Raw genomic sequence first — 21,052 nt, forward strand, 5'->3', positions numbered from 1 at the left:
ATTTCACAAATCCCCAACCTTAATTGGGTAGAAGGGAGAACTCAATGGTAGAGTCTGTAAAAACCGTATGGGTTTGGGTTTTGAAATCATCTTCCTCCGCTTTGAAAATGTTTTCCACATAGGTTTGTGGATTCAAATCGATCAAGGGAAACCATGTGCTTTGCACTTGAATCTGTAATTTATGTCCCTTTTTGATCGTATGGAAAACGTCCTGCAGTTTTAAGGACACTTCTGTTTTTTTGTTCGGAATGAAGGGCTCTGGATTTGAAAAACTGTTTCTGAATCGACCCCGTATCACTTCGCTACGCACCATTAAATGGTAATTATCCAATTTTAGATGATCCTGCATTTCTTCATTGGTCTCGATATCGGCAGGGTGCACATCAATAATCTTCACGACCCAATCGGCCGCCGTACCTGTGGTAGCCACTTGAAGATTCGTCATAATCTCTCCGGCCAAGGTAAGGTCTTCATCGAGTACCTCGGTTTCAAAAGTCAAAACATCCGATCTGCGCGCTGCAAATCTTTGGTCATCTGTCATGTATTTCCTTGGTGTGAAAACTGACTTGATGTCTTCCGAATAGGGCACTGGTTTTTTGATATCACTTATGAATGTAAGTCCCGTTTGACTTCTCTGGCTTTCTGTCAATTTTTGCCCTTCAGACAAAAAGAAAGTCTTTTTGACCCTTTCTTCTGGTGGCCATGTGTCCAATGTTCTCCATTCCTTTCTTCCAGAATCAAACACGTAGGCCTCAGGCAGTCCCGTTTCGCCATTACCTTCTTCCTTCAAAAAATGGTTGAAGAATTTGGTCTCAATATTTTTTTGATAGAACTCAGAAATGGAATCTCCAAAAAAGTAATTGCCTACTGTGGTTCTACCATTTCTTCGAGCCCATCCCCCATGGTCCCATGGCCCAAAAACAACCGTGTTATAGTTGCCTTCATTATACTTCTCAATGTTCTTGTAGGTTTCCAGCGGACCATAAAGGTCCTCAGCATCAAACCAGCCACCCACGATCATGGTAGCCACATGACTCTTTACATCTTTCAAATGTTGGATGATTCCCCTACTCTGCCAAAGTTCATCATAATTGGGATGGTCCTTTAATTCGTTCCAGAAAAAGTCGTCCGTGACACCTTCGGGGCGAATTTTAGGGGTATCTGCGGTTTCATATTCAAAATAGGAGTTCAGGTTTTCCAAAGGTCCGGAATCCAAAAAAAATTGATATTGGTCAGCGGTTCCAATATCTGGCAAAACATACCAAGCCGTGTCTATGGGACTGTCATTATTGGGTCTTGGTGTCCCAAAAAGGGAGGTGACCCTAAAATAACTCAACAAATAAGCTCCATTATGATGAAAATCATCAAAAAAGAAATCCCCAATACAAGCTTGTGGCGAAGCGGCCTTTAACGCTGGGTGCGCATCCACTGTGGCGTATGTTGCATAAAAACCGGGATAGGAAATGCCCCATACCCCGACACGTCCATTGTTGTTTTCAACATTGTTGACCAACCATTCTATGGTATCGTACGTATCTGAACTCTCATCAACATCCTCATTGGATGTTTTGTTGGGTTTGTAAGCTCGCATGTTCTCATAGTGCCCCTCACTTAGCCAACGCCCCCGTACATCTTGATACACCACATGATAGCCTTCCTTCATCATATGGATGTTCGGACCTATCTGCTTGCGAAACTGACCCTCGCCATAAGGTCTGGAGCTATAGGGTGTTCGCTGCATAATGATGGGATACTCCTTCGAGGTATCTTTCGGGGAATAAATGGTAGTGTGAAGTTTTACACCGTCCCGCATTTCAATATCAACTTCCTTTTTCAGGTAGTTTTCGGCCACATAGTTTTCTTCTGCAACCTCCTTTTTAACGGTTTTCTTGCATGAGGAAAAACCAACAATCAATAGAAATACAAGTACAAAATAGCGTAAGCCTCGCTTCATGGTCAACAAGTTTAATTTGTTGCCCATAAATCTACGAAGAAATCTATAGGTAGTTTCAAAGTAAAAGACCGATTTAAGCCAAATTAAAGGCAGCCTTTACCTGATCTACCATATCCAGTTTTTCCCAAGTAAAAAGCTCAACTTCTTTTTCCACCTTTCCATTATAGGGAGACTCAAAGACCTTGTTCACTTTGATGGATGGTTTGCCCATGTGACCATAGGCCGCAGTTTCCAAATAGATTGGATTTCGAAGTTTAAGACGACTTTCAATGGCAAAGGGTCTCATATCGAAAAGTTCAGAGGCTTTCAACGCAATTTCCCCATCGGAAAGATTCACATTGGCAGTGCCATAGGTATCGACAAAAATGGATGTTGGTTCAACCACTCCAATAGCGTAGCTTACCTGAACCAAAATTTCATCGGCCACTCCAGCAGCCACTAAATTTTTAGCAATATGCCTTGCGGCATAAGCTGCACTTCGGTCTACTTTACTTGGGTCTTTACCGCTAAAAGCGCCTCCGCCATGGGCACCTTTACCGCCATAGGTATCGACAATAATTTTTCTTCCTGTCAATCCGGTATCCCCATGTGGGCCTCCAATCACAAATTTCCCGGTTGGATTGATGTGGTATTTAATGTCATTGGTAAAAAGTTTCTGAATCTCATCCGGCAACAACTTTTTTACTTTGGGAATGACAATCGAAATAACATCTTCCTTGATTTTGGCCAACATGCGCTCATCGGAATCAAAATCATCATGTTGTGTAGAGACTACGATGGTATCAATTCGCTGTGGCACATTTTCATCGGAGTACTCAATGGTCACCTGTGCTTTGGCATCGGGCCGAAGGTAATTTATCTGTGAGCCTTCCCTTCTCAAATCGGCTAAAACCTGCAGAATTTTATGGGAAATATCCAGGGCCAACGGCATGTAATTTTCTGTTTCCTTAGTGGCATAACCGAACATCATGCCTTGATCACCAGCACCTTGCTCTTCCTTGGTGGCGCGATCTACACCTTGGTTAATATCTTGGGATTGTTCATGGATCAGAGAAATCACCCCACAGGATTCGCCACTAAATTGATATTCCCCTTTGGTGTACCCTATTCTGTTGATAACTTCTCTTGCTATGTTCTGTACGTCCAAATAGGTATCACTCTTCACTTCCCCCGCTAAGACTACTTGGCCTGTAGTCACCAAAGTTTCACAGGCTACCTTGCTATCGGCATCAAAAGCCAAAAAATTATCTAAAAGGGCATCACTAATTTGGTCAGCAATCTTATCTGGGTGTCCTTCACTGACCGATTCTGAAGTAAATAAATATGGCATAGTTTTAAATTGCTTTGAATTTTTGACGGGAAGGCAACAGAAAGCTCACAGGAATCGAAATCACCTTTAAAGGAATATAAAGGCTTAACGTTTACTGTTTTAGCATTTAATAGAGGTTGCAATCAGTCAAATCTATCCTCGTTTTGAAGGGCAAAAGTACGTATTTGGAAGATATTTTAAAACTTTGTTTGTATTCAACAATACTCCTGCCATTTCATCTGGTTTTTTTTCTCCAACTGGATATACTTTGTATATTGCGCGGACCGACTTTTTGGGAAAATAAATTCATATGCACATTGCCGTAGCAGGAAATATTGGGGCAGGAAAAACCACCTTAACCAACTTACTTGCAAAACATTACAAATGGAACGCTCAATTTGAGGATGTCGTGGACAATCCTTATTTGGATGATTTCTACACTCAGATGGAGCGCTGGAGCTTTAATCTGCAGATTTATTTTTTGAACAGTCGGTATCGGCAGATTTTAAAAATCCGGGAAAGTGGAAAAAATGTCATCCAAGACCGTACGATTTACGAAGACGCCCACATTTTTGCTCCCAATCTGCACGCAATGGGCTTGATGACGAACCGAGATTTTGAGAACTACAAAAGTCTCTTCGAGCTTATGGAGTCTTTGGTGCAACCTCCTGATCTTTTGATTTATTTGAGGAGCTCCATTCCCAACTTGGTCAACCAGATTCATAAACGAGGGCGAGAATATGAAAATTCAATTTCAATTGACTACTTAAGTCGGCTCAATGAGCGATACGAGGCATGGGTTGACACCTATGAAAAGGGGAAGCTGTTGGTCGTGAATGTCGATAATATCAATTTTGTCGATGAACCTGAAGATTTAGGTGAAGTCATCAACCGAATCGATGCGGAATTGCACGGTCTTTTTTAGAGAAAACCAAGATTTCGTTAGTCCAGTCTTCATTTATTTTACGTTGGGTTAGGCCCATCCCTCACTGAAAGGCCATCTTCACTCATTTTAAGTTTACTTGAACTCCTTCCATAGATAACTTCATGGCATGATAACTTCAAAACATCGTACTATGAAAACAAAAAAGAATTCAAACTTACAATTGGAGAAAAATTCGACATTGTATTTTGTGTTGGGATTAACAGCAATTCTAGCCCTAATTTACACCGCGTTTGAATGGAAAATGTACTACAAGACCAGTACTGAATTAGGAGAATTATATGTTCTGGATGATTTGAGAGAAGAAGCTCCTATAACTATTCACAAGTTGCCACCACCACCACCTCCCAAGATTCAGACGCCACCTGTAATAGAGGTAGTTCCTGATGAAATAGATGTCGAGGAAACGGTAATTCAGTCTACTGAGGTAAATACAGACACTCAGATAGTTGATGTTGATGATGTTGAAGTGGCTGAAGTAGATGGTCCAGAGGAGATTCCCTGGATTCTAGTTGAAGATGCTCCCATTTTTCCTGGATGTGAAGGTGAAAGTGACAAAAAAGCCTGCTTTCAAGAAATGATGCAAAAGCATATTCGAAAAAACTTTCGTTATCCTGAACCTGCACAAGAAATGGGATTACAAGGAAGGGTGAATGTGGTTTTTACCATCCATAAAGATGGCAACATAAGTGATATAAAAATGAGGGGGCCTCACAAGATTCTTGAGGATGAGGCTTCAAGAATCATTGCAAAACTTCCCAAGATGACACCAGGAAAACAAAGGGGAAAAGCTGTAAAAGTACCCTTCGCTATTCCTATTACCTTTAAGCTACAATAGTCGAGCACAAAAAAAACACGCCATAAAGGCGTGTTTTTTATATCAATTAAGGTATAGTTACTTATTATTCTATGGCTTTCGAGCTTTTATAGGCTTCCACCAACTTTTCAATCTCCTCCTTGGAAGAAGCGGTAAACTCTTCTACCTCTTTGGTAAGTTCACCTTCAATTTCACTAGTTGATGTTACAACTGCTTTATAAGCACCATCAGCTGTATTACTGATTTCAACTTTTACCTGTTTTTCAACTGGTTTGGTTTCCTTCATCCCTTCGGCAGTGATGGAAATTTTAGTACCATTTTCTTTTAGCATGCTTACCTCATCTGCTGGGGAAAGGCTCACCAAACTCGGAGCAATTACCAATGCCACAACGGACATCAACTTCAACAAGATGTTCAAAGATGGACCGGAGGTATCCTTAAAAGGATCTCCAACGGTATCTCCAACAACAGCCGCTTTATGCGCATCAGAACCTTTACGGCCTTCACTCTCGATGGTCTTTTTAGCATTGTCCCATGCACCTCCAGCATTGGATTGGAAAATTGCCATTAGTACACCTGCAGTGGTAACCCCTGCAAGCAATCCGCCCAACATTTCGGCTCCGCCGATAAATCCAACAGCTACAGGAACCGCAATGGCCAAAAGACCAGGAAATACCATTTCCTTAATGGACGCCGTAGTTGAGATTGCGACACACTTGTCGTATTCTGCCAAACCATCAGCGGCGTCAAATATTTTTCTATCAGCTTCGGATGCTTTTGAGATATCTGAATCATATTTACGCATCACTTCCAAAGCAGCTTTCAATTGTGGGATATCCCTAAACTGTCTTCTTACTTCCTCAATCATGGCCATGGCTGCTCGTCCAACAGCGTTCATTGAAAGGGCCGAGAATACAAATGGAAGCATACCTCCTACTAACAATCCTGCCATAATATCTGGTTGGGATACATCAATGGAAGTAACACCAGCTGTTTTCATAAATGCAGCGAATAAAGCTAGAGCAGTCAAAGCGGCAGATGCAATCGCAAATCCTTTTCCAATGGCCGCAGTAGTGTTTCCCACTGCATCCAGTTTATCGGTACGCTCACGAACCTCACTTGGCAATTCAGCCATTTCAGCAATACCTCCGGCATTGTCAGAGATAGGTCCGTAGGCATCAACAGCCAATTGGATACCGGTGTTTGCCAACATACCTACAGCGGCAATGGCAATTCCATAAAGTCCTGCAAAGTGATGAGAAACTAGTATGGCAGCAGCAATCAAAATAATTGGGATAGCCGTAGACATCATTCCAACACCCAATCCTGCAATGATATTTGTAGCAGAGCCTGTTTCAGATTGTCGAACTATGGAGTTTACAGGTTTTTTACCTGTTCCTGTATAATATTCAGTAACCTTACCAACGGCAAGACCAGCAACCAAACCAGCAATGGTAGCCCAGAAAACACCCATTGCAGAGTATTCTTTGCCACCCTCCATCCAAGATTCTGGCAACATTTCATTGATTAAGAAGTAAGAGGCCACAAGCATTAAAGCCGCTGAACCAAATTCTCCAATATTCAAAGCGGTTTGTGGGTTTCCTCCATCCTTAACACGAACAAAGAAAGTACCTATTATGGACATAATAATCCCCACAGCTGCCAAAGCCAAGGGCAAGTATACAGCTCCTAGACCGTCAAAAGCGGCTTGAAATTCAGGAAGTCCTGCAAAAACAGCTCCCAATACCATGGTACCGATAATGGACCCTACATAGGATTCAAAAAGGTCCGCTCCCATACCAGCAACATCGCCAACATTATCCCCTACGTTATCTGCAATGGTAGCTGGATTTAAAGGGTGATCTTCAGGAATACCTGCTTCCACTTTCCCAACCAAGTCAGCACCTACGTCCGCAGCTTTGGTGTAAATTCCACCACCCACACGAGCGAAAAGTGCTATTGATGATGCGCCCAAGGAGAATCCGGAAAGTACATTCAATATTTCCCCCAGTGCCCAACCTTGACCGCTATATATCATAAAGAGTCCACTTAGACCCAATACACCAAGACCAACAACACCAAGACCCATTACCGCACCTCCAGCGAAGGCAACTTCCAAAGCTTTTCCCAAAGAGGTTCTAGCTGCGTTCGTAGTCCTTACATTCGCTTTTGTAGCTACTCGCATTCCAATGAAACCTGCAAGAGCAGAACAGATGGCCCCTACTATAAAGGAAACGGCAACCATACCATTGGAACCTTCTTCATTGCTTCCTTTGAAAAAGAGCAAAATAGCCACTGCTATTACGAAGATGCTCAATATTTTATATTCTGCCTTGAGGAATGACATAGCGCCATCGGCTATGTTTTTGGCTATCCTGGCCATCTTTTCATCCCCAACTTCTTGTTTCGAAACCCAGACGTTTTTAATGAACACGTACAGAAGGCCCAAGACCCCAAATGCGGGCAGAAATTTTACGATTAGATCCATAGTTGTTTTGAAATTTTAAGATTTTTTTAATGGTGGCAAAAGTAGTGAAATACCTACGAATAAAAAAAATGCGTTTTTAGGGTAAAAAACGCATTTTTGTTTGGTTGTAAAGCCCTCAAATTGTGAAGGTTCTTTTCTTTTTGTGTTCGCTCTCTTCGTAGCGTTTTACACACTTGTGATAGATTTTTACCGCTTCTTCGGCACCACCCCATCCCCCAGTGTCGACCTTTTTCTCTTCCAAGTCTTTATAAACTTGAAAAAAGTGTTCAATTTCCTTTAACCGATGTGGGTTTAAATCGCTGATATCGCTTCTTTTACTCCAAATGGGGTCGGATATGGGCACACATATCAGTTTTTCATCCGGACCTTTCTCATCGGTCATATGAAAAACCCCAATTGGTTTTACCTCCATAACCACCATGGGATAGGTTGGTTCGGTTCCCATGACCAATACATCCAAAGGGTCTTTATCCAAAGCCAAGGTTTCGGGAATGAAGCCATAGTCTCCGGGATACATCATTGATGAAAAAAGCGTGCGGTCAAATCGGATTTTGTTCAAAACAAAATCGTATTCGTATTTGTTGCGGCTACCTTTTGGAATCTCAATTAGAACATCGAAGGTAACTTCTTGTTTTTCTGCCATTTCTCTATAATTGGTGTTGCAAAAATAGAGGGTTTCAAGGGATTGAAAGCACGATTTTCCGCTTTCTATGTTAACTAAAATTTAAATCCGAAGGAACCGGTTACCCCGAAAGCCCGTGCATCGGGATTATCCAAGTAATTACCCCTAAAGTTAAAGTCGATTCTTAAAATTTTGAAGATATTGCCGATACCAAAGGAATACTCCCAATAGATTTGATCATCTGGCGCGACAAGGGGAATATTGGTTGGCGCATTCAAGGCTATGTTTCCATCAGATAGTTGACCCCAAGCACCGCGAAGTCCAACAATTTCCCTCAGGTTCAGCTTCCGCAATAACGGAATTCTAGAAAAGAGCCTTCCATTAAAATTGTGTTCCAAATGTACTGTGGCATAGGTATCGGTCACAAACTCATAAAAATCCAAATTTGGAAAGGTGTTGTAGAGCGAGAAAAGTGTTTGGTTTCCTGGAACGACGCTCAGAAGGCTCAATGGCACTTCGCCAAAGGTTTTCCCCAACTCAATAGTACTGGTCAACCTACCAAAACCACCAACCTGCCAAGGTTGTGTATAAGAAAATTGAAGTCGCTCGTAGTCAAAATCACTTTCCAAGAATCCATCTATACCTTTGGTATAGTTCAATACCAAGATACTATGATTATCATTAATATTGACACGTTCCACCCCATATCCAATCGTACGTTTCCCAGGAGTATATATTAAGGTAGTGTTGATATCAAATTGCTTTACCTCTGAAGAAATCCCGGTAGGTGAACTTGGGTCAATGTAATCGAGGCTAAAGGCATCGGGTAATGCCGAGCTTAAGGTCCGGAAGGATCCTCCCAATCGAATCCTGAAGTTGGTCACTGGTTCCATTTCAAAATTCATGGTAGAAAGGTTGATATTGGTAAGTCGGTCATTGGCGCCTACCGTTACGAGTGCTGATGATGCAATGCTCCTTCCCAAAACATCGTTGGTGCTAGTTAAGCTTATGCCCAACTGTTCTATATCCCTCCGATTTCCACCAGATAGGATCAAGCGGGTTTTTCGGTCCAGCAAAAACTTTCCGGCCAGCCCGTGTTTAAACTTTCGATCGCTGAATCCATAGGCCATGTACCCCTCTAATCTCCATGTATCATTTTGACCAAAATAGGTCCTTGCCCCTGCCCGTAATCTGGTGCCTTCGGCATCATTAAAGCCAAAGGTGCTGTAAATATCCCCAATGTCGATATTCCATTTATCAATTTCGATGTATCCCGAACCCAATACACTTACTACGTTGTAATAGGTTTTAAATTTCGGGACCGTTTTTAGGGTATCTAAAAGTTTAAAAATACCGGATTCGTCCTCATTGAGTTTCTCCAAGCGGGCATTGTTCCAAAATGTGCTATCCCTACTAAAGACCCGCGGATCATAGGGGTCCGCCACAGCCTTGTAAAACTCTTCCGAGCGCGGCACATCGAACTCATAATTATCGTATACTGTGGTACGCTTTCCGTAAACCCCTCGGGATTTTTCCTTTTTGGAAAAACTGAAATCACTGAGCATATAATCTCGCTTCAGAAGGAAAACAGAATCATTGACCACATCAAAGTCCTGCTCAATATAAACTTCCTTTACCCAGTTGATGTTGGCACTTTTGGTAACCTGAAGATTAATTTTCTTAATGGCGAAGGTGGTGTCGTTCACCCAAAAATCTCCCTTGAAGGTGAGCTCATTTTTTCTTCTGGGGTAATAAATAATGTTATAGCACCATTTGTTGTCTATGAATGTGCTATCCGACAATACATAATTATAGGTGTCCACCCCAGTTTTGGACAAGGGACTGGTGAAACTCTTATCAAAGAATTTCAAGTAATTATTATAAATGTCATAATCGGAATACAGGTCCTCTACAAAGGCAGTTATGGCCTGATTACCGCTAAAGCCAGAATTCTTATTGCCCAGAACATCCTCCTTTTCTTTATTCAAAAGATTATCCCCATATACTTTGGAAAAGTTTTCATTCAAAAACAGCGGGAGGTACGTTTTACCAGTGATTCGGGAGGTATCCAAATCTTCAAAAACAAATTCAAGTCCTTTAAATAGTTTGCTTTTGATCAACGCACTATCAATAGTGTTTAGGTCAAACTCAATTTTTTCATACTTATCGTACTTATACTGCTTGAACTTTCGAACCCCATTTTCCCGTTTCTTCGCCCAGATTTTTTTTAGAATTTCTATCGCAGGATTATCTTTTTTGGATTGTTTTCCGGTATATACAATGACTTCCTTAAGCTGTTCTGTGGATTCCCTAAGCTCAATTTTCATATCGTAATTGACTTTTTGGGGCAAGTCAATCTCAAGGGTCTCATATCCAATAAATGATACAATAACCGTATCGTATGTGCTATCTGACTCTAGATAAAATCGTCCATTGTCGTTGGTAATGGTTCCTTCGGAAGAATTTTTGAACAATACGTTTGCAAAGGCTATAGGAGATCCCGATTCATCCAAGACAATACCTCCTACCTTGGTTTGGGAAAAAGTAAAAAATATGGATAGGAAAAAAAAAGAAAAAAGGAACTTTCTCATGTTTTGATCGCTCATACAACCGAAAACAGCTTTGGCTGTCTGCAGTTAACTCTGGTCAATTTGGTTAGGGTAATTTCTTATCAAAAACTATTCCTTAAAAAAAGCCTCCTTTTAGTTGAGGAGGCTAATATACCGTACAAATAGTATTCTGTTAACACCGACCTACTTATATAACACTTTCTTAACAGCTTTTATTACGTCATTATGGTTGGGCAACCACTCAGCAAGTAAAACTGGAGAGTAGGGTGCAGGCGTATCCGCTGTATTAATTTTGACTATGGGCGCATCCAAATAATCAAATGCTTTGTCCTGAACTTGGTAAATAATCTCAGTCGCCACATTTCCAAAAGGCCAAGCTTCTTCCAAGATGACCATGCGATTGGTCTTCTTCACAGAATTCAAAATCGCATCATAATCCATAGGGCGAACGGTGCGCAGGTCAATAATTTCACAACTAACCCCTTCTTTTTCCAATTCATCGGCAGCCTTGTAGGCTTCTTTTATGATTTTTCCAAAGGAAACTATGGTAACATCATTACCTTCTCTTTTTATATCGGCAACCCCTAGTGGAATTGTATACTCTCCTTCTGGAACCTCACCCTTATCACCATACATCTGTTCCGACTCCATAAAAATAACGGGGTCATCATCTCTTATCGACGACTTCAAAAGTCCTTTGGCATCGGCCGGATTGGAAGGCACAACAACCTTAAGACCAGGGCAATTGGCAAACCAGCTTTCAAAAGCCTGGGAATGCGTAGCTGCCAGCTGGCCAGCTGATGCAGTGGGACCCCTAAATACGATGGGGCACGGAAATTGCCCACCTGACATTTGCCGAATCTTCGCTGCGTTGTTTATGATTTGATCTATACCGACCAGTGCGAAATTAAATGTCATGAATTCAATGATGGGTCGGTTGCCGTTCATGGCAGAACCTACTCCTATACCGGCAAAGCCCAACTCCGAAATGGGGGTGTCGAGTACCCGCTCTGGTCCGAATTCATCCAACATCCCCTTAGAAGCCTTATATGCCCCATTATATTCGGCAACTTCTTCTCCCATGAGGTAGATGGTATCGTCTCTTCGCATTTCTTCGGACATAGCCTCGGCTATGGCTTCCCTGAATTGTAATGTCTTCATTGAACAGTTCTAAAAGGGTTTACGTATTCTGTGTTAAAAAGGCAAGCAAAAATAGGAAATTATAAACGAAGAAAAGGAGGCTAAAAATCAAAAAAAAGAACAAAATTTATTATGCATGCATAATAAATTTCGGATTTTATGGCTATCTTTGGACGTTAAAATGTGAAAGTATATGAAGATTTTAGTTTGCATTAGCAACGTTCCAGACACCACCTCTAAAATCAACTTTACAGAAGGTGATACCAAGTTCGATACCAATGGGGTGCAGTTTGTCATCAATCCCAATGATGAGTTCGGTTTAACCCGTGCCATGTGGTTCAAAGAAAAGCAAGGAGCCACCGTTCATGTAGCAACGGTCGGAGGGGCACAAACCGAGCCTACAATCCGTAAAGCCCTTGCTATTGGTGCCGATGAGGCCATTCGCATAAATGCAGAGCCGACCGATGGCTTTTTTGTGGCAAGACAACTTGCCGAAGTCGTTAAAAATGGTGGATATGACTTAGTTATTGCGGGAAGGGAATCCATTGATTACAATGGAGGTATGGTTCCCGGAATCTTGGCCACACTTCTCGATATGAATTTTGTAAATACCTGTATCGGACTTGAAGTGGACGACAACAACGCCACCGCAATGCGTGAAATAGATGGTGGAAAGGAAAAAATAAGTACTTCCCTCCCTTTAGTTATTGGTGGGCAAAAGGGATTGGTAGAAGAGAGTGATCTTCGAATTCCCAATATGCGCGGCATTATGATGGCACGAAAAAAGGCACTTAACGTGGTGGAACCTATTGATGCACCTAAACCGACCCAAGACCAAAAGTTCGAAAAACCAGCACCAAAAGGACCAGTAAAGCTGGTGGATGCTGAAAACGTAGGGGAGTTGGTCAACCTATTGCATAACGAAGCGAAAGTAATCTAACAAAAATCACAATATAAATCTCAATATCCACTTCGAAATTTGGGATTTGAACATTGAAATTTCAAAAAAATATGTCAGTATTAGTTTATACCGAATCCGATAAGGGAAAATTTAAGAAGAATGCCTTTGAGGTAGCCTCTTATGCCTATGCCGTGGCGCAACAGCTGGGTGAAAGCGTTACTGCAGTGTCCATGAATGTGGATGACAATGAAATTCTGGGCACATATGGGGTATCCAAAGTATTAAAGGTATCAAATGCCGATTTGCACACCTTCAATGCCAAAGCTTATGCCAATGTTCTGGCCCAAGCGGCAGAAGCAGAAGGAGCCAAAGTAGTCATTGTGAGCTCAAGTGCCGATACCAAATTCTTGGCACCCATTCTTACGGCCAAACTCAATGCAGGTTATGTGCCCAATGTGGTGGCCGCTCCTGAAGGTACTTCCCCATTTGTAGTAAAAAGAACAGCCTTCAGCAATAAAGGCTTTGCCCATACCGAAATAAGTGCGGAAATTAAGGTAGTTGGGGTTTCAAACAATGCTTTTGGCGCCGTTGAAAATCCAACATCTGCATCCGTAGAGGATTTTAGTCCAAGCCTTGGTGATGCCGACTTTACCACCAAATCTGTTGAAGTGGATAAGGTAGTTGGAAAAGCGACCATCGCCGATGCGGACATTGTAGTTTCCGGAGGAAGGGGACTCAAAGGTCCTGAAAACTGGGGCATGATTGAAGAATTGGCGGATATCTTAGGTGCGGCTACGGCCTGCTCCAAGCCGGTTTCCGATCTAGGTTGGCGATCCCATGGCGAACACGTAGGGCAAACTGGAAAACCTGTGGCCAGTAACCTATACATTGCCATTGGTATTTCTGGAGCCATTCAGCATTTGGCCGGGGTAAGTGCTTCAAAAACCAAAGTGGTCATCAATAATGACCCAGAGGCTCCCTTCTTTAAGGCAGCGGATTACGGGATTGTTGGTGACGCATTTGAAGTGGTCCCAAAGCTCATCGAAAAATTAAAGGAATTTAAAGCCCAAAACGCTTAATTTTTGTTAATTTGCCCACTGCAAGGGGCTGTTCAGATAAATGGTGAAGCCACTTATTTGAACGGCCTTTTTTGGTTTTAGGAGGAGAATATGAGCTTAGTACGATTGAAAATAAAGGGGATATCTTATAGCCAAACCCAAAATGGCGCTTATGCCCTTATTTTAAACGAGGTTGAAGGAGATCGAAAATTACCTATAGTTATCGGTGCTTTTGAGGCGCAATCCATTGCCATTGCCCTGGAAAAGGAAATCAAGCCCCCCAGGCCCCTCACCCATGACCTCTTTAAAAATTTTTCTGATCGGTTCGAAATCGTCATAAAACAGGTCATCATTCATAAATTGGTGGACGGGGTGTTTTATTCCAGCATTATTTGTGAGCGGGATAAGGTGGAAGAAATCATTGATGCCAGAACAAGTGATGCCATAGCCTTGGCTTTGCGATTTGACGCACCCATCTTTACCTACAAAACCATTTTGGACAAGGCTGGAATCTTCCTTAAATTTTCTTCCAAGGAAAGTGAAGAAAACGAGGACGACAGTATTGTAGTGGATGAAATTCTACAAGAAGGGGAAACCGTTGAAATAGAATCAGGAGCGGCATCACAAGGATACCGCGAACTTTCCTTAGAGGAACTCCACAAAGAGTTGGATAAAGCAGTGGCCAACGAAGACTACGAAAAAGCTGCCAAAATTCGAGACGAAATTTCCAAGCGCAAATAATCTCCCATATGGGTAAATACTACAGAGGTTTTCTTATACTCCTATTATTGGTTTGTGCTAACACCTTTGGTCAAAATACAGCGGTTCCTGATTCGCTAAGCTTAGCTGTTGATACCACCATCATTGACGACATAACCGTTTCCCAGGCTCCTGAACTTGTTCCCAATCAAGGGTTTTCCATTAACACTCTTTGGAGAGGTGCTTTAGGCATGCTGGTTTTAATATTGATTTCCTTCCTTTTTAGTGCCAATCGCAAGGCTATCAATTGGAAAACGGTGGGTATAGGTCTTTCACTCCAGTTGCTCATCGCATTTGGTGTTTTGAAAGTCCCTTTCATACAGCTTCTCTTTGAAAAAATAGGACAAGTCTTTGTCAGCATCCTTGATTTTACAAGAGCCGGCAGCCAGTTTCTTTTTGAAGGATTGGTAGTGGATATGGATACCTTCGGATTCATTTTTGCCTTTCAAGTGCTTCCGACCATCATTTTCTTTTCCGCATTAACCTCCGTTCTTTTTTACCTCGGAATTATCCAAAAAGTGGTGCGAGCCTTGGCCTGGTTGTTGTCAAAAACCTTAGGGATTTCAGGAGCAGAAAGTCTTTCTGTCGCCGGAAACATATTTCTAGGGCAAACCGAAGCACCATTACTCATCAAAGCCTATTTGGAAAAAATGAACAAGTCGGAGATCCTCTTGGTGATGATTGGGGGGATGGCCACGGTGGCAGGTGCTGTACTGGCTGCCTATATTGGGTTTTTGGGAGGTGATGATCCTGCGCTTCGATTGGTCTTTGCGAAGCACCTTCTGGCAGCATCGGTCATGGCGGCTCCGGGAGCCATAACCATTTCAAAAATATTATATCCGCAGACCGAAGCGGTCAATACCGATGTCAGGGTTTCTTCAGAAAAGATTGGAGCTAACTTTTTAGATGCCATCGCCAACGGAACTACTGAAGGACTCAAGTTGGCTTTGAATGTTGGTGCCATGCTATTGGTATTCGTCGCCTTTATTGCCATGATCAATGGCATTTTGGGATGGATAGGCGATTGGAGCACATTCAATGACTGGATCGCGGCCAATTCACCCTACGAGAAATTTTCATTGGAAGCTATTCTGGGAACTATTTTCGCACCTTTAATGTGGCTCATTGGTGTAGCCAATGAAGACATCATGCTTATGGGACAACTATTGGGAATCAAATTAGCGGCCAGCGAGTTTGTTGGGTACATCCAACTGGCCCAATTGAAAGATATGGCCAGTGGTCTTCATTTTACCTACAACAAATCGGTTATCATGGCTACCTATATGCTTTGTGGTTTTGCCAACTTTGCCTCCATCGGTATTCAAATCGGGGGTATTGGTTCCTTGGCGCCAGGCCAGCGTAAAACCCTATCTGAATTTGGGATGAGGGCCGTGTTGGGCGGATCCTTGGCCTCCTTGCTATCAGCTACCATTGCTGGGATGATTTTGGGGTAGGTTTGGTGAAAGATGATGGATGAGAGGTGATAGATTGATTGCTCATAGAATTTGCAGTCAGTATTAAGGACAGCAATCTGTATTAGTCCTTTAAAATATCCAGCTTTTTCAAAAAAGGATTTCATAGTTAATAAAATATAATAAATCCTAAGTGTGAGGCCTTTACCTTTTGCCCTTTACCTTTTAAATTTACAGCTATGAAACAATACCACGACTTGCTCAAACACGTATTGGAGCACGGCAATCAAAAAGGAGATAGAACAGGAACGGGAACCTACAGTGTATTCGGTTATCAAATGCGATTTGACCTCTCGGAAGGCTTTCCTATGGTGACCACTAAAAAATTGCATTTAAAGTCCATCGTACATGAGCTGCTTTGGTTCTTGAAAGGTGACACCAACGTAAAATATCTTCAAGAAAATGGCGTACGCATTTGGAATGAGTGGGCCGATGAAAATGGTGATTTAGGTCCGGTATATGGCCACCAATGGCGTAATTGGGATAGTGAGGGCATTGATCAAATTAAGCAGGTGATCGAAACCCTAAAGCAAAACCCCAACAGCCGCCGTTTGTTGGTTTCCGCATGGAACCCCAGCGTATTGCCCGACACTTCGGTCTCTTTTTCAGAAAATGTGGCCAACGGCAAAGCTGCGCTTCCTCCCTGCCATGCCTTTTTTCAATTTTATGTGGCCGATGGCAAACTTTCATGCCAGTTGTACCAACGTAGTGCCGATATCTTTTTGGGCGTACCTTTCAATATTGCTTCTTATGCCTTATTTACGATGATGATTGCCCAGGTTTGCGGGTATGAAGCAGGGGAATTTGTTCACACCTTTGGGGACGCACATATCTACACCAACCATTTGGAACAGGTGGAGCTGCAACTCAGCCGCGATATTCGCCCTTTGCCCACCATGCGACTCAACCCCGAAGTGAAGGACATTTTTGCCTTCACCTTCGAGGATTTTGAATTGCTTAACTACGACCCACACCCACATATAAAGGCCATGGTGGCGGTATGATGCGCTTCAAACATTATCTGTTGCTCTTGGTTACATCACTTCCCTTTATGCCATGCGCCCAACAAGAGGCTTATTCCTTTAAAGAGGTTGATGAATTTCCAGAAATAGAGGGCTATGCCTGTGATTCATCCACAGTGGACCCAAAAAGCTGTTTTGAGGAAAAATTGGCCGCTTTTTATGATAACACATTCGAGTATTCCTACGATCAATACGAGGATAATGAAGACTTGATTGCCTACACCCAATTTGTTATCACCAGAAAAGGGAAAATCAAGCAGGTCAAGGTTCGTTCGCAAAATGAGGACTTTAAGATCGTTACAACCAATGTTTTAAATCGCATTCCGATTTCAAGTCCTGCGACCAAGGGTGGCGAACCGGTGGATATGATTTTCACCATGCCTTTCTACTACAAGTTTGAAAATAGAATCAAAACCTACAGTTACGAGTTTTCCAAGGATTTGGACACGATTCCTGTTTTCCCTGGATGCGAAGGCAAAAACGATGCAGAGAACAGAGAATGCTTCAAGGAAAAGTTGCAAAACCATATAAGAAAGCACTTTTATTATCCCAAAGAAGCGCAAAGAAAAAAAATTCAGGGAACTGTTATTGTGACCATACGCATTGGTACAACAGGTTCTGTGACCAACTACGAAACTGCCGGACCCGACCCTGTTTTGTCACATGAAACGCTAAGCATAATTAAAAAGTTGCCCACTTTTAAACCTGCCATTAAAAATGGGAAAGCTGTGGAAACTTCCATTAGTTTTCCCGTCACCTACCGATTGACCACCTATTAAACCCCAAATAAGCAAAAGGATTTAAGTACCAATTATGACGAGTTATCCCTAATGGAAATCATAAATCTAAACGATAACACATATCAATTTGTCAAAAACTTCAGGGACAACGCAGACCTAAGAAAAAGTCTTAACGAACTCACCACTGTCACCTTTGGCTTCGATTTCGAACAGTGGTATCAAGATGGGTATTGGGGCGACCACTATGTTCCCTACTCCCTACTGCATAATGACAAGATAATCTCCAACGTTTCGATAAGTAAAATTGAGTTCAATATCGAAAACAAGGCAAAGTTGGGTATTCAAATTGGTACGGTAATGACCGATGAGGCCTATCGCAAGCGAGGTCTTAACAAATTCATTTTGGAACGCGTACTGGGTGAGTGGAAGGACCGATGTGACTTTATTTACCTTTTTGCCAATGACAGTGTTCTTGACTTTTATCCCAAGTTCAATTTCAAGAGACTAGTTGAATACCAACATTCCAAAATTGTAAAACCTTCTGGAGCTTCGGGTATAAAACAACTCAACATGGCGAACGAAAAGGAAAAAGAGCAGCTCATTGAAGCCATACGTACCTCCGCACCAGTGTCTAAAGTAGCAGCACGCAATAATGTCCCCTTGGTCATGTTTTACTGTCTTTCCTTTAAAAAAAATAGCATCTACTACATTGAAAGCCTAAAGGCTATTGTTGTTGCTGAGTATGAAGGTGACACCCTAATTGTGGACGATGTGTTTTGTAGAGAAACAGTTGACGTGAATGAAGTGATTCAATACATGTCCAAGAAAGGAACCCATAAGGCAGCATTGGGATTCACCCCTTTGGACGAAACGGATTTTTCAACTAGCTTAGTAACAGGCGAAGACACTTTATTTGTATGGAAAGACCATCTGGGGTTTTTCAAAAACAACCAGTGCAGATTTCCTGTTTTATCACACGCCTGATTGGAACTAAGGATTTAAAACTAGGGGAAGTGCACCTTTTCGAGCATTAGAGATCATACCAGTACCATGAGCACCATCACTTGGAAAATATATTTGAAATCTGACCCCAAAACCGTCTTCGACTTGTTGACTACCGCCGAAGGCAGAGCAAAGTTCTGGGCAGAAAAAGCGGAGGAAATCGATGGTCAAATCCACTTCGAGTTCCCAAATAGCCAAACCTATCAAAGTAGAATCCTGAAAACTATCTCCAATCAAGAATTCCATTTGGACTATTTTGACAGTTTGGTAAAGTTTACGTTGGTCCCTTCCGAAAATGGCGGCACCGACCTAACCTTGACCAATGAAAATGTAGCGGAAAGCGAATTCGCAGAAGTAAACGCTGGCTGGGTTTCGGTACTGATGAACCTAAAGGCTGTGGCTGATTTTCAATGTGATCTACGAAACCACGACCCCAACAGGACGTGGGGTCAAGGGTATGTTGATAACTGAAAAAAAATAATAATCCACTATTTTAGAAGAAAGAAAATAATGACCAACCTTTTCTTAAGAGCCAAACACTGGCAGCTGTTTTTGGTACTTTTTGTACTTCCTGTTGCACTTCAACTGTATTCCTACTCCCATATTTTTAGGGAAATCGAACCCATTCCCGAACCCGATATGGGCAGCAAGGGGTTTACCCAAGTCTTAAATGAAGAGTTTATTCAATTCGAATTTTTACCCTATACAACAATCTTGGTAGCACTGGTGTTTTTTGGGTGGATTTGGTCCATGGCGATTGGATTGCAGAAAAAGATTCCGACCGACATCCCCATGAAAGTAAAAAAATTCAAGATTTTTTTCTTTGTCCCATTTCTCTACATTCTATTCATCCTCATTTCTTTTACGGGATCATACCCGGAGTTTGTACTTCTTTACATGCAGAATTTGGGCTTCAATCTTGTACTTATATTACCGTTGCATCTACTTTCCATGTTGGGTATTTTGTATTGTCTGTACTTTGCAGCCAAGACCATAAAAACAGTTGAACTGCAACGGAAGGTAAACTTTGGAGACTTTATTGGAGAGTTTTTTCTTTTGTGGATTTCCTTTGTTGGTGTTTGGATTATACAGCCGAAAGTGAACAGACTCCATCAAGACCATAACCCTTGATTTGAACTACTTCACTTTGTAAAAATCAATTGGAGCCGTAACCGGAATACATAAAAGAACCACTTACGCACTGAAAAGGATACTTTGCTCATTTCTGGTTTTCCCGCATGCGATAAAGGAATAATTTGGTTTCAACAAATAACTACACCATGTTGAAAAACTACGCATTCCTTTTTTTTCTTTCCCTATTCGCTTTTGCCCAGTCGCAAACCACCGAATATTCGGGTACAGTCAAAATCAAAGGGGAAGATTATCCTTTACCTGGGGCCAATGTGGTGGTAAAGGGCACACAAATTGGCACACAAACAGACTTTGATGGCAACTTCAAAATAAATGTGCCGGATTCGCTGCGTGTTCTTACGTTCTCCTACCTCGGGGTCAAAACCCTTGATTACAAATTGGGCGAAGAACGATTTCTCGAAATCTTTTTAAAAGAAGATTGCACCATCTGCTTTTTCGACAGCCAACAAATCGGATTTCATGTTCAAAGCGGCATACTCAACAACCCGTTGGGGGGCCAATTTGAGTTCACCTCGCCCATTATGTTTGGTCGACCTGTATTAGGGGGTAGCATAGGGTACCAAACCAATCGTCGGGAAAACCGATTCCTCACTGCAAATCTCGATCTAAAACATTTCTACGCGGATTGTGGAATACGGATTGACCTTAAGACATCCCTTAGAAATCTGAACTTTGATGATCGTATCGATTCCAACAGCTATAGCGTACATGGTGATGTAAGCCTAAGAGGAGTAAAACTCATAGCGGGTTTCAGTAACATAGACTTCGTGGATGTCGATGAAAACAAGACGGTAAGGTCAAACGGGCCGCTGGTTGGGTTTGGAACGTGGATTGGCCGGCCGTTTTATACCTACATTGATGCGAAAACCAGCATTTATAGGAACTTAAGCGAATACCAAGTTGAGGCGAAGTATACCTACAAACGGCTTTCTAGCTTTATCCGCTATACCAAAGTGGGTGGTTTTAATGAATTAAGTTTGGGCGTTGGTTTTGAGTTCACCTACTATCTTCATAAAAGAGGAAAATAAACGTCCCCAATGCTTTGAAGACTTTGTTTCAGCTTAATTGGAACAGCCAAAACCCCAACAATCCACTATCTTTAG

At 42.1% G+C, this 21,052-nt stretch carries 18 protein-coding genes; 12 read left to right on the forward strand and 6 right to left on the reverse strand.

The window, feature by feature from the left end; all coding sequences use genetic code 11:
• Nucleotides 1-19: 19 nt before the first annotated feature.
• Together EW142_RS09545 and metK are read right to left on the reverse strand one after the other, a co-directional pair.
• Complete coding sequence (locus EW142_RS09545) at nucleotides 20-1,954, reverse strand: CocE/NonD family hydrolase (RefSeq protein ID WP_130613234.1); 1,935 nt, start codon at nucleotides 1,952-1,954, stop codon at nucleotides 20-22.
• A 73-nt stretch (nucleotides 1,955-2,027) separates the two neighbouring features.
• The gene (gene metK / locus EW142_RS09550) at nucleotides 2,028-3,284 is read right to left on the reverse strand and encodes a methionine adenosyltransferase (protein WP_130613237.1); all 1,257 of its coding nucleotides are present in this window, start codon (nucleotides 3,282-3,284) and stop codon (nucleotides 2,028-2,030) included.
• Nucleotides 3,285-3,573: 289 nt separating this feature from the next.
• Here metK and EW142_RS09555 point away from each other — a divergent pair, with 289 nt between their 5' ends.
• Together EW142_RS09555 and EW142_RS09560 are read left to right on the forward strand one after the other, a co-directional pair.
• Nucleotides 3,574-4,188 carry a deoxynucleoside kinase gene (locus EW142_RS09555; protein WP_130613240.1) on the forward strand — a complete coding sequence of 205 codons (615 nt, stop codon included), beginning with the start codon at nucleotides 3,574-3,576 and terminating at the stop codon, nucleotides 4,186-4,188.
• Between the two features lie 151 nt (nucleotides 4,189-4,339).
• On the forward strand, nucleotides 4,340-5,044 hold the full coding sequence (locus EW142_RS09560; RefSeq protein ID WP_130613243.1) for an energy transducer TonB: 705 nt from the start codon (nucleotides 4,340-4,342) through the stop codon (nucleotides 5,042-5,044).
• Nucleotides 5,045-5,108: 64 nt separating this feature from the next.
• Here the strand turns inward: EW142_RS09560 and EW142_RS09565 are convergent, their stop codons facing one another.
• The 4 genes from EW142_RS09565 to EW142_RS09580 form a co-directional block, all read right to left on the reverse strand.
• Nucleotides 5,109-7,511, reverse strand: coding sequence for a sodium-translocating pyrophosphatase (locus EW142_RS09565; protein WP_130613246.1), 2,403 nt, complete (start codon nucleotides 7,509-7,511; stop codon nucleotides 5,109-5,111).
• A gap of 115 nt (nucleotides 7,512-7,626) precedes the next feature.
• Nucleotides 7,627-8,154, reverse strand: a complete 528-nt coding sequence (locus tag EW142_RS09570; RefSeq protein WP_130613249.1) for an inorganic diphosphatase — start codon at nucleotides 8,152-8,154, stop codon at nucleotides 7,627-7,629.
• Between the two features lie 74 nt (nucleotides 8,155-8,228).
• Nucleotides 8,229-10,724, reverse strand: a complete 2,496-nt coding sequence (locus tag EW142_RS09575) for a DUF5686 and carboxypeptidase-like regulatory domain-containing protein (RefSeq protein WP_130613252.1) — start codon at nucleotides 10,722-10,724, stop codon at nucleotides 8,229-8,231.
• Between the two features lie 162 nt (nucleotides 10,725-10,886).
• Nucleotides 10,887-11,864 carry a pyruvate dehydrogenase complex E1 component subunit beta gene (locus EW142_RS09580; RefSeq protein WP_130613255.1) on the reverse strand — a complete coding sequence of 326 codons (978 nt, stop codon included), beginning with the start codon at nucleotides 11,862-11,864 and terminating at the stop codon, nucleotides 10,887-10,889.
• Between the two features lie 172 nt (nucleotides 11,865-12,036).
• Here EW142_RS09580 and EW142_RS09585 point away from each other — a divergent pair, with 172 nt between their 5' ends.
• From EW142_RS09585 to EW142_RS09630, 10 genes are all read left to right on the forward strand, one after another.
• A complete protein-coding gene (locus EW142_RS09585) occupies nucleotides 12,037-12,783 on the forward strand; it encodes an electron transfer flavoprotein subunit beta/FixA family protein (protein ID WP_130613258.1) in 747 nt (248 codons plus the stop codon).
• Nucleotides 12,784-12,854: 71 nt separating this feature from the next.
• On the forward strand, nucleotides 12,855-13,823 hold the full coding sequence (locus tag EW142_RS09590; RefSeq protein ID WP_130613261.1) for an electron transfer flavoprotein subunit alpha/FixB family protein: 969 nt from the start codon (nucleotides 12,855-12,857) through the stop codon (nucleotides 13,821-13,823).
• A gap of 90 nt (nucleotides 13,824-13,913) precedes the next feature.
• Nucleotides 13,914-14,543 (forward strand): bifunctional nuclease family protein, encoded by a 630-nt coding sequence (locus EW142_RS09595; protein ID WP_130613264.1) that lies wholly within the window; start codon nucleotides 13,914-13,916, stop codon nucleotides 14,541-14,543.
• 8 nt (nucleotides 14,544-14,551) lie between these two features.
• Nucleotides 14,552-16,015 carry a NupC/NupG family nucleoside CNT transporter gene (locus EW142_RS09600; RefSeq protein ID WP_130613266.1) on the forward strand — a complete coding sequence of 488 codons (1,464 nt, stop codon included), beginning with the start codon at nucleotides 14,552-14,554 and terminating at the stop codon, nucleotides 16,013-16,015.
• Between the two features lie 197 nt (nucleotides 16,016-16,212).
• Nucleotides 16,213-17,037, forward strand: coding sequence for a thymidylate synthase (locus EW142_RS09605; protein ID WP_130613269.1), 825 nt, complete (start codon nucleotides 16,213-16,215; stop codon nucleotides 17,035-17,037).
• Entirely contained in the window at nucleotides 17,034-17,834 is an 801-nt protein-coding gene (locus EW142_RS09610) for an energy transducer TonB (RefSeq protein ID WP_130613272.1), read from the forward strand. The genes EW142_RS09605 and EW142_RS09610 overlap by 4 nt, the downstream gene beginning before the upstream one ends.
• A gap of 51 nt (nucleotides 17,835-17,885) precedes the next feature.
• Entirely contained in the window at nucleotides 17,886-18,779 is an 894-nt protein-coding gene (locus EW142_RS09615; protein ID WP_130613275.1) for a GNAT family N-acetyltransferase, read from the forward strand.
• A gap of 66 nt (nucleotides 18,780-18,845) precedes the next feature.
• The gene (locus EW142_RS09620) at nucleotides 18,846-19,268 is read left to right on the forward strand and encodes an SRPBCC family protein (RefSeq protein WP_130613278.1); all 423 of its coding nucleotides are present in this window, start codon (nucleotides 18,846-18,848) and stop codon (nucleotides 19,266-19,268) included.
• Between the two features lie 39 nt (nucleotides 19,269-19,307).
• A complete protein-coding gene (locus tag EW142_RS09625) occupies nucleotides 19,308-19,928 on the forward strand; it encodes a hypothetical protein (RefSeq protein WP_130613281.1) in 621 nt (206 codons plus the stop codon).
• A 149-nt stretch (nucleotides 19,929-20,077) separates the two neighbouring features.
• Nucleotides 20,078-20,977: a carboxypeptidase-like regulatory domain-containing protein gene (locus EW142_RS09630; protein ID WP_130613284.1), complete on the forward strand. Its 900-nt coding sequence runs from the start codon at nucleotides 20,078-20,080 to the stop codon at nucleotides 20,975-20,977.
• The last annotated feature ends 75 nt before the right edge of the window (nucleotides 20,978-21,052 follow it).

The sequence above is a fragment of the Flagellimonas allohymeniacidonis genome (assembly GCF_004296335.1).
Taxonomy (GTDB): Bacteria; Bacteroidota; Bacteroidia; order Flavobacteriales; family Flavobacteriaceae; genus Flagellimonas; species Flagellimonas allohymeniacidonis.

Excerpts from the sequence above, each read along its gene's own strand:
- EW142_RS09545 (WP_130613234.1), bottom strand. The coding sequence starts at position 1,954 with ATGAAGCGAGGCTTACGCTATTTTGTACTTGTATTTCTATTGATTGTT.
- metK (WP_130613237.1), bottom strand. The coding sequence starts at position 3,284 with ATGCCATATTTATTTACTTCAGAATCGGTCAGTGAAGGACACCCAGAT.
- EW142_RS09555 (WP_130613240.1), top strand. The coding sequence starts at position 3,574 with ATGCACATTGCCGTAGCAGGAAATATTGGGGCAGGAAAAACCACCTTA.
- EW142_RS09560 (WP_130613243.1), top strand. The coding sequence starts at position 4,340 with ATGAAAACAAAAAAGAATTCAAACTTACAATTGGAGAAAAATTCGACA.
- EW142_RS09565 (WP_130613246.1), bottom strand. The coding sequence starts at position 7,511 with ATGGATCTAATCGTAAAATTTCTGCCCGCATTTGGGGTCTTGGGCCTT.
- EW142_RS09570 (WP_130613249.1), bottom strand. The coding sequence starts at position 8,154 with ATGGCAGAAAAACAAGAAGTTACCTTCGATGTTCTAATTGAGATTCCA.
- EW142_RS09575 (WP_130613252.1), bottom strand. The coding sequence starts at position 10,724 with ATGAGAAAGTTCCTTTTTTCTTTTTTTTTCCTATCCATATTTTTTACT.
- EW142_RS09580 (WP_130613255.1), bottom strand. The coding sequence starts at position 11,864 with ATGAAGACATTACAATTCAGGGAAGCCATAGCCGAGGCTATGTCCGAA.
- EW142_RS09585 (WP_130613258.1), top strand. The coding sequence starts at position 12,037 with ATGAAGATTTTAGTTTGCATTAGCAACGTTCCAGACACCACCTCTAAA.
- EW142_RS09590 (WP_130613261.1), top strand. The coding sequence starts at position 12,855 with ATGTCAGTATTAGTTTATACCGAATCCGATAAGGGAAAATTTAAGAAG.
- EW142_RS09595 (WP_130613264.1), top strand. The coding sequence starts at position 13,914 with ATGAGCTTAGTACGATTGAAAATAAAGGGGATATCTTATAGCCAAACC.
- EW142_RS09600 (WP_130613266.1), top strand. The coding sequence starts at position 14,552 with ATGGGTAAATACTACAGAGGTTTTCTTATACTCCTATTATTGGTTTGT.
- EW142_RS09605 (WP_130613269.1), top strand. The coding sequence starts at position 16,213 with ATGAAACAATACCACGACTTGCTCAAACACGTATTGGAGCACGGCAAT.
- EW142_RS09610 (WP_130613272.1), top strand. The coding sequence starts at position 17,034 with ATGATGCGCTTCAAACATTATCTGTTGCTCTTGGTTACATCACTTCCC.
- EW142_RS09615 (WP_130613275.1), top strand. The coding sequence starts at position 17,886 with ATGGAAATCATAAATCTAAACGATAACACATATCAATTTGTCAAAAAC.
- EW142_RS09620 (WP_130613278.1), top strand. The coding sequence starts at position 18,846 with ATGAGCACCATCACTTGGAAAATATATTTGAAATCTGACCCCAAAACC.
- EW142_RS09625 (WP_130613281.1), top strand. The coding sequence starts at position 19,308 with ATGACCAACCTTTTCTTAAGAGCCAAACACTGGCAGCTGTTTTTGGTA.
- EW142_RS09630 (WP_130613284.1), top strand. The coding sequence starts at position 20,078 with ATGTTGAAAAACTACGCATTCCTTTTTTTTCTTTCCCTATTCGCTTTT.